Genomic DNA, 3,073 nt, shown 5'->3' on the forward strand with positions numbered 1-3,073 from the left:
TCAGTCCTGGTCGATACTCAAATCCTCCGGGTTTACGAACTTCGCCATTGACGTAAAACAAACGGAAGTAATTGATTGTCACCATGACTTTCGGGTTGATTAGATAGTCACCTTTTAAGCCCGTTTCGATTTCGTACTTGAGCTGTTTTGGCGTTTTATTGATCGCTTTGATTCGTCCAAGGTAAGGGTAATCAAAGTAACCATCTGACGTGATGAGAATGTTTTTAATAGAAAGATCTTCCTCCCCGTAAACTTGCACTGAAATAGTGTCACCAGTATCGAGTAGGTAATCTTGTTCGTTTGAATTCGCGCTAACAAAAGTACTGAAAAGTAGCAGAGCTAGGCCAATTAACTTGAATAATGGATTCATTAACATTCCTTGTTACAACGAAAATTGCGCGCTTAACGTCCAGACATTTTGGTCGTAGCTATAACCTGAACGATTGGATGTTTTGTCTTGATATTGCCAATCCGCTTTCAATTGAATCCAGCGTCTAATTTGATAATCAACGCCAGCGGAAAGGGTATATCGTTCGTCGTTTCTCGTGATGCCGGTGTAATCATCTTCTTGATAAATGCCACCTAAACGAGTGGCTAAATAGCTGTTCCAATCGTGTTTGATATCTAGGCGATAACGAGTCTGTAAGTCGTAGTCACCATCTTGGTCAGGGTTGACGGCAGCTTGGGTAGTTTTGACCGTCACCAACGTTTGCTCCTGTGGTAGCCATTCAAATCCGATATCCCAGCTAAAGCCTTTGAAGGTTTCTCGTTGTTCACTATCAAAGTCTTTAACTTGATAGCCAAGCCTTGCGATACCTTGGGTTTTCCCCGATATTTCCCACTCAGCACCGGTGTAGTAAAAGCCGGTGTCGCTGTCTTTTGATGCAGCGCGAGGGTTTTTATTAAGGTACTCGGTGAAGACTTGTTTTGTCCCAACTAACCAATAGGTTTTAGGAGTCGCTCTAAGGTAAAACTCAACGTGAGCGTTTGGGGCGCGGAAGTCGTTGTACTTAGTTTTTGCGTTGGGCTTGCCAGGTAAACCGTTACGATAATTTTGGTAAGTTTTATCGCTGTAGCCTAAGCCAAATTCGAATCGTCCTTTCGCACCAGCAGAGCCAAACACGTAGTTGGTTTTCAAATCATTACGGTAAAACTCGATAGGTGAATCGAGAAGGTTACCTTGTCCTTCAGTGATGTCTTCACCGCGGATTTCATGCAATGCCTGAAAACGATAATCCACGACTAAACGATGACGATGATTGAATTCAAAAAAATTGGTGAACTGAAAGGTATGGTCATCGTAATCATTCTTATCGTCCGAAGAAAAGCCCGCTTTTAGCTTGTACTGAATATCTGCGCGATATTGATTGCGCTCGATACGAGCCAACAAGCTAGGCTCTAGTCCCCAAATGTTTACGGATTCTATATCTTGAGATTTTTCCGCTTTGTTTATGTTGTCGTCGCCTTCGTAGAAGGCTTTGACCAATGGGATAAACTCAATGCCAGATTCAGTTTGATACGCCATTGGCTCTGCTAATGTAGCTGTTGAACAAAGGGCAAGCGCAAGTGCTGGAGTTGTTGTTTTCATCATCGCCGCCTTAGTACGCATTGGAGCCAGTAAAGCCTTTGAACACGGTAAGGAAGATGATTTTGATGTCCATCCAAACCGACCAATGGTGGATGTAATCCAAATCAAACTCGACGCGCTTTTCCATCTTATCGAGCGTGTCGGTTTCGCCGCGATAGCCGTTGATTTGAGCCCAACCTGTAATGCCTGGTTTGACTTTGTGGCGCAACATGTAGCGGGCGACAATCTGACGATATTCTTCGTTGTGCGCAACGGCATGAGGACGAGGGCCAACGATCGACATAGTGCCTTGTAATACGTTGATAAACTGCGGCAGTTCGTCTAATGAGGTGCGACGTAGAAAACCGCCAAACGGAGTAATACGAGGGTCGTTTTTCGTGGCTTGTTTGATGTTTGGCCCTTGATCCATCGTCGTCATCGAGCGGAACTTCCAAACTTCGATTTTTCGACCATCCAAACCATAACGATGCTGCTTAAATATTACAGGGCCTTTTGACGTCAACTTAATACCGATGGCGATAGCAAGCAGGATTGGTGATATCAACACTAAGATAATGCTAGAGAACAAAATGTCTTAGAAGAGTTTAATCCAGGATGAAACGCCAGCAAAAGGCGTATCGAACACGCTGAGAGTTTGAACTTGACCTATTTGATCCCAGCGAGAATGGAGCAGGTTGTAAGTAAAGAAATCCGGGATCAGATAGGTGTTCGCTGTGGTGTCGGAGAACTGGTTCAGGATGGAAGCAATGCGCTCTTTAGCATGCATTGGCATCGCAATGTATACGTAATCGACTTCTTCTCGTTTTGCCCGTTCTAACGCTTGGTTTACCGCGCCTTTGATTGGGTATTCGGAGCTAGGCAATCTGTCGCTAGAGCGTTCGTCATAGAAGCCGTCAAATAGAACACCATGCTCGGTGTGGCTTTGAATCTCGTTGGCAAGGGTAATGCCGTGAGGGGTCTGGCCGATGATGATAGCGGTGCGTGTGTTGAAGCCCATTTTTCGCAAATAGGCCAAAACGGTACGAAAGGTCACTCGCCACGCCAACAGTAATGCCGGCGTAATAGTAACCCATAACGCTAAGATACTGCGGTCAAACAAAGGGTAAACTTCGGAAAAGTAAAGCACCATGAAAAGTAGGGCGCTTGTCATTAACCACGACATGCAAACAATGAACATTTGCTCTCTAAATGAGCTTGTCCGCCATGAGCGATATAGGTTGCCGCTCTCCGCCATAAACAAAAATGAAATACCCCCGACGAAGGACAAGATGACGTAGTCCTTATCCATCGAGGTATTTGTGTCTTTCAATACTAGGAGCAGCATAAAGGTGACAATGACAGCAAGATCTGAGATGCGATATAAAAAAGCGAACTCCATCTCATAAGAACGAATTAGTCCTTTGTGTTTCATGACCTAGTTTCCCTTCTAGCACGCTACCGCCATTGGGGTGATTGCCCAATAGCCGTGTCGCGAACGTTTTAATT

Annotated in this window: 2 protein-coding genes and 1 pseudogene; all 3 read right to left on the reverse strand. The window is 44.8% G+C overall.

Features of this window, described 5'->3' with window-relative positions:
- A partial coding sequence (locus R8269_RS23275) for a polysaccharide biosynthesis/export family protein (protein ID WP_318222678.1) occupies nt 1-370 on the reverse strand: 370 nt, incomplete at its 3' end.
- A gap of 12 nt (nt 371-382) precedes the next feature.
- Nucleotides 383-1,609, reverse strand: a complete 1,227-nt coding sequence (locus R8269_RS23280; RefSeq protein ID WP_412079962.1) for an outer membrane beta-barrel protein — start codon at nt 1,607-1,609, stop codon at nt 383-385.
- Nucleotides 1,599-2,999 (reverse strand): annotated as a pseudogene (locus R8269_RS23285) (undecaprenyl-phosphate glucose phosphotransferase). The gene R8269_RS23280 and the pseudogene R8269_RS23285 overlap by 11 nt, the downstream one beginning before the upstream one ends.
- Nucleotides 3,000-3,073: the final 74 nt, after the last annotated feature.

This window comes from Vibrio sp. Vb0667 (assembly GCF_033391095.1).